The 5,144-nt window shown below is 67.1% G+C and carries 4 protein-coding genes; 3 read left to right on the top strand and 1 reads right to left on the bottom strand.

Features of this window, described 5'->3' with window-relative positions:
- Positions 1–868 (top strand): aconitase family protein (locus Q0996_RS19630; RefSeq protein ID WP_299623742.1); only part of this gene is annotated, 868 nt, incomplete at its 5' end.
- Between the two features lie 64 nt (positions 869–932).
- A complete protein-coding gene (locus Q0996_RS19635) occupies positions 933–1,124 on the top strand; it encodes a hypothetical protein (RefSeq protein WP_299623745.1) in 192 nt (63 codons plus the stop codon).
- 30 nt (positions 1,125–1,154) lie between these two features.
- Here Q0996_RS19635 and Q0996_RS19640 read toward each other — a convergent pair whose 3' ends face one another.
- Positions 1,155–2,921, bottom strand: a complete 1,767-nt coding sequence (locus tag Q0996_RS19640) for an adenylate/guanylate cyclase domain-containing protein (protein ID WP_299623748.1) — start codon at positions 2,919–2,921, stop codon at positions 1,155–1,157.
- A 282-nt stretch (positions 2,922–3,203) separates the two neighbouring features.
- On the opposite strand from Q0996_RS19640, the gene Q0996_RS19645 reads away from it, so the two are divergent.
- Entirely contained in the window at positions 3,204–4,841 is a 1,638-nt protein-coding gene (locus tag Q0996_RS19645; RefSeq protein ID WP_299623751.1) for a murein L,D-transpeptidase, read from the top strand.
- Positions 4,842–5,144 lie beyond the last annotated feature (303 nt).

A 5,144-nucleotide genomic window follows, 5' to 3' on the forward strand; every position in this document is an offset into this window, starting at 1 on the left:
CGTCACCGCCAAGGACCTGATCCTCGCCATCATCGGCAAGATCGGCACCGCCGGCGGCACCGGCCATGTCATCGAATACGCCGGCCAGGCGATCCGCGACCTCTCCATGGAAGGGCGCATGACGGTTTGCAACATGTCCATCGAGGGCGGTGCGCGGGCCGGGCTGATCGCCCCGGACGAGATCACCTACGACTACATCAAGGGCCGGCCCATGGCCCCCAAGGCGGGAACCTGGGAACAGGCGGTGACCCACTGGCGCAGCCTGCCCTCCGATGAGGGCGCGCGCTATGACCGGGAGGTCACCTTGGCCACCGCTGAGATCGACCCCCAGGTGACCTGGGGCACCAGCCCGGAGGACGTGGCCCCCATCACCGGACGGGTGCCGGGCCCGGAGGAGGCGCGCGACGCCGCGAAGCGCCAGGCCATCGAGCGCTCACTCGATTACATGGGCCTCGAAGCCGGGACGCCCCTGTCGGAGATCGCCGTCGACAAGGTCTTCATCGGTTCCTGCACCAACGGACGCATCGAGGACCTGCGCGAGGTCGCCCGGGTGGCCGAGGGCCGCAAGGTCGCCGAGGGGGTCCACGCCATGATCGTGCCGGGTTCGGGCCTGGTGAAGAACCAGGCCGAGGAAGAGGGTCTCGACCGCATTTTTCTCGAGGCCGGCTTCGACTGGCGCGAGCCGGGCTGTTCCATGTGCCTGGCCATGAACGCCGACCGGCTGCAGCCGGGCGAGCGTTGCGCCTCCACCTCGAACCGCAACTTCGAGGGCCGCCAGGGTCGCGGCGGGCGCACCCATCTGATGAGCCCGGCCATGGCCGCGGCGGCGGCCATCGCCGGCCGCCTGGCCGACGTGCGGGAGCTGTAACCGAGTTTGGCTGCGTCCGGGCCGGCGGCAAGACCGGGGGGCGCGAAACGGCAGGGAGGCCGCAATGCCGAAACGCTATTTGCCGCTGTTCGCCGATGGTGATCTGCAGAGCGCCGAACTGCTGGCCGTGCGCGACATGTCCAGCGGCAAGCTGCGCATCGTCAGGGCACTGAGCCCCGCCCGGACGCGCGAGGCGCGCGAGCCCGAACCGGACCTCGCCCTGCTCACCGCGCTCTCCCGCAAGAAACCGCACTGAACGGCCGGTTCCGTCAAAACGTGGAGGACGCTACTCCGGGACACCGGCGCGTCTGAGACCCTCGAGGTAGTGATCCAGCGCCTTTCCATCGGTGTAGAGATGGTTGTCGCGGACCATTGAGACCGAAAAGTCTGCCCGCTCGGCGGAGCATTCGCTGAGCACAGGAGCGGCCTGCTCCCGTTCGCCCAGATAGCCGAGGGCCGCGAGGAGGGCTGCATAGCGCGACCATTGGAACCCTTGCTGCTGGAGGGCCTTGCGGGCCCATTCCACTGCGCGCGGATAATCCTGCAGCAACAGATAGGCCTCGGCGAGACGCACCATGAAAGACCCCATGTGCTGGTCCCGAGGGCTGAGACGGATGGCGTCTTCCAGGTGCGTGATCGCCCGCTCGGCCTGGCCGGCGAACACGGTGGCGGCGCCGATGCCGTAGTGGGCCCAGGCGAGGCTCGGATTGAGCTCGATGGCCAACTGGAGATCGGGAATCGCGAGAGCGTGTTCCTGATTGACGATCTTTGCCTTGCCCATGGCGCAGTGGGCCGCGGCGTCGTCCGGGTCGATTTGCACGGCGCGCCGGGCGACTTGCAGGGCTCTGCGCCGGTTTTCCTCCGGCGACTCGGCCAGGCTGAGCACCACTTCGTAATAGTAGGCGTCCACCAAGCCGGAGCAGGCGGGGCTGAGGCCGGGATCCAGGGACAGGGCCGCCTCGAACAGACGGCAGGCTTCCGCAAGATCGTGTTTGGTGCGCCGGTAGAGATGCCACATGCCGCGCTGATAGACGTCCCAGGCGTTCAGGTTCTCCGCCGTCTTGGCAGCGGCACGCTGCTGCTCCGCCTTGCCGAGTTCCGGCGCGATGGCGGCAACGATGGCTTCGGTGACCTCGTCCTGAACCGCGAATATGTCTTCGAGCACCCGGTCATAGCGTTCGGCCCACATCTGGTTACCCAGACTTGCATCGATCAACTGCGCTGCAATGCGGATGCGGTCGCCGCCTTTTCGCAGGCTGCCGTCCAGGACGTAGCGGGCGCCCAGCTGCCGGCCCACTTGCTTGAGGTCCACCGACTCGCCCTTGTAGGTGAAACTGGAGTTGCGGGCGATGACCATCAGCCAGCGGTTCCGGGAAAGGGCCGTGATGATGTCTTCGGACACCCCGTCGGCGAAGTACTCCTGATCGGCATCGCCGCTCAGGTTCTTGAACGGCAGCACCGCGACCGAGGGCCTTTCACCCGTGCCGTCGGCCATGACTTCGCTCTCCGCCGGACTTGGCGGCGCCTCCACCACAATCCTTCCGGGCTGCAGGGCATAGGCGTGGACCGGTTGCCGAATGTTCTTCAGCGCCTGCGGACCGATATCGAGAAAGGCATGATCCACTTTGTTGCGCACCTGGTCGTAGACGGCGCTGGAGACGCAAATGCCGCCGGGTTCGGCCAAAGGTTCCAGGCGAGCCGCGACGTTGACGCCTTCGCCATAGATATCCTCGCCCTCGATGATCACGTCACCCAGATTGATGCCGATGCGAAAGCTCAGCCGCCCGCCGTCGTCGCACCCGGCTTCGTGCGTGGTGACCCGCTCCTGCCAGGCCACGGCGCAGGCGATGGCATCGACCACGCTGGCGAACTCGATCAGCAGGCCGTCGCCCATCAGCTTTACCAGCCGGCCATGGTGTTCGGCGATGAGCGGTTCCAGGACTTGCTGGCGCAGATCCGTGAGGCGCCGAAGAGTCCCGGTTTCGTCCTGCCCCATCAGCCGCGAATAGCCGACCACATCTGCGGCCAGGATGGCGGCCAATCTTCGTTCCAAGCGCTCTCTCCCTGTATCAGGAGATTATCGGCCGTGGCGTGGGAAAGCTACGTTCGAGGCTGAGCCGGTCCGGGCCGGCCTCCCTCTTTTGCGCCGGCCAGACCGCCGCTGCCTGCGGCCCGCGGGCTGGCATCCCGCCGTGCGCTGTGATCCTATAGGCGTCAAAGCGTGCAATGAGCGGCGGCCGGCCGCGCCTGCCCTCCAGTCAAGCCGGGTGTACCCGGCATGGGGCAGCGAATTTGGGCGGCTGCCGACAGGGACTTCATTGAGGGGACTCCGATGATGATCAACCGGGCGATCGGCCTTGTGTTCGGCCTGCTTTTGCTGGTCCCGGGGGCGGCCTCCGCCGCGGCGCTGCAGGAGGCCCTGGCGGCCCAGCTGCGCGCCGGCGTCGGCACGGCGGCCACCGACGACGAAATCGAAACCCTTACGGTGCTGGAGCGCTTCTATCAGGAGCGCGCGCTCGAGCCGCTGTGGGTGCAGGAGAGTGGGGCCGGCCCCCGCGCGCGGGAGCTGTCCGAGCTTCTGGCGGCGGCGGATCTCGATGCCCTCGATCCCCGCGACTACGGCGCCGAGCCCATCGCCGCTCTGCTTGGCGCGGCGAAGCCGGCACAACTGGCGGAACTGGAGGTGCGCCTCACCCTGGGGCTGATCCGCTTCGTCGCCGATCTCGGCCAGGGCCGGACCACGCCCCACGTGGCCGACCCCGAGCTCTTCGTATTCCGCGAGGAGGTCCGCAAAGAGACCGTGTTGGCACAGGTCGCCTTGGCGCAAGACCTGACCCTCTTTGTGGACAGCTATCGCCCGCAAACGTCGCGCTATGACCGTCAGAAGGTGGCGCTCGCCGAATACCGCGCTCTGGCAACCCAGGGCGGCTGGCAACCGCTGCCGGAGGGACCGACCCTGAAACCCAGCATGACCGATCCGCGGATCGGCCTGCTTCGGGAGCGGCTGCGGCTCTGGGGCGACCTGAAGGCGGCGGACGATGCGGCCGAGGCCGGCGGCGACCCCGATTTCTACGATGATGCCTTGGTGGACGCGGTGAAGTGGATGCAGTACCGCCACGGCCTCACCCAGGACGGCGCGGTGGGCAAGAAGACGCTGGCCGCCCTCAACGTCTCCATCGAGACCCGCCTGGAACAGATGGTGCTGAACCTGGAGCGCCGCCGCTGGATGCCCGACGACCTCGGCCGGCGGCACATCTTCGTCAATCTCGCCGACCAGTTGCTGAAGCTGGTGGACGGCGAGAAGACCCTGCTGGACATGCCGGTGGTGGTGGGCAAGCCCTATCACTCGACCCCGGTGTTCAGCCACGAGATGACCTATCTGGTGATGAACCCCTATTGGAACGTGCCGCCGAGCATCGCCCGCAAGGAACTGCTGCCCAAGATCAAGGACGACGTTAGCTACCTCGCCAGCAACAACTTCACCCTGTTCAGCGACTGGAGCAGCGGGGCCAGCGTGGTCGATCCCCATACCGTCGACTGGGCAGGTGTGAACCGCAACAACTTCCCCTACAAGCTGCGCCAGGGCTCCGGCGACGGTAACGCATTGGGGCGGGTCAAGTTCATGTTCCCCAACCGCTTCAACATCTACCTCCATGACACGCCGGCGAAGACGCTGTTCGGCAAGGATCAGCGCACCTTCAGCCATGGCTGCATCCGGGTCTCGGACCCGCCGGGCCTGGCCGAGGCGGTGCTGACCAGCACCGGCGGTTGGAGCCTGGACCGCATCAACGCGACCATCGACTCCGGCGAGCGGCGGATCGTCACCCTGAAGCAGCCGCTGCCGGTGCACATCGGCTACCTGACCTCCTGGGTCAACAAGGACGGCAGCGTGCACTTCCGCACCGACGTCTACGGCCGCGACGCCAAGCTGGCCGAAGCCCTGCTCGGCGCCCGCGCCGGCGGCTGGCGGTAAGGCTGGAGTCTCTCCGCTGAAATACCCCTCTCCCCCTGGCGGGAGAGGGTTGCGCAGCCTTGGCGAGCATCGCGAGCCTAGGCGCAGCTGGGTGAGGGGGAGCCGCTGTCGACAGCCCGCTGCAGCGTCTGCTGCTTCGCACCAGACGGAACCGCCGCCCCCCTCACCCTCCCGCTGACGCGGGCCCCTCCCTCTCCCGCCAGGGCAGGGGAATCGCATATGGGTTTTTGATGTTGCGTGCGCTGGGGAGATGGATTCTTTGGGATGGCAGTTTGAAGGAGAACTGCCATGGGCTGTCTGTCT

It is taken from the genome of Pelagibius sp. (genome assembly GCF_028289705.1).
Lineage (GTDB): Bacteria > Pseudomonadota > Alphaproteobacteria > Kiloniellales > Kiloniellaceae > Pelagibius.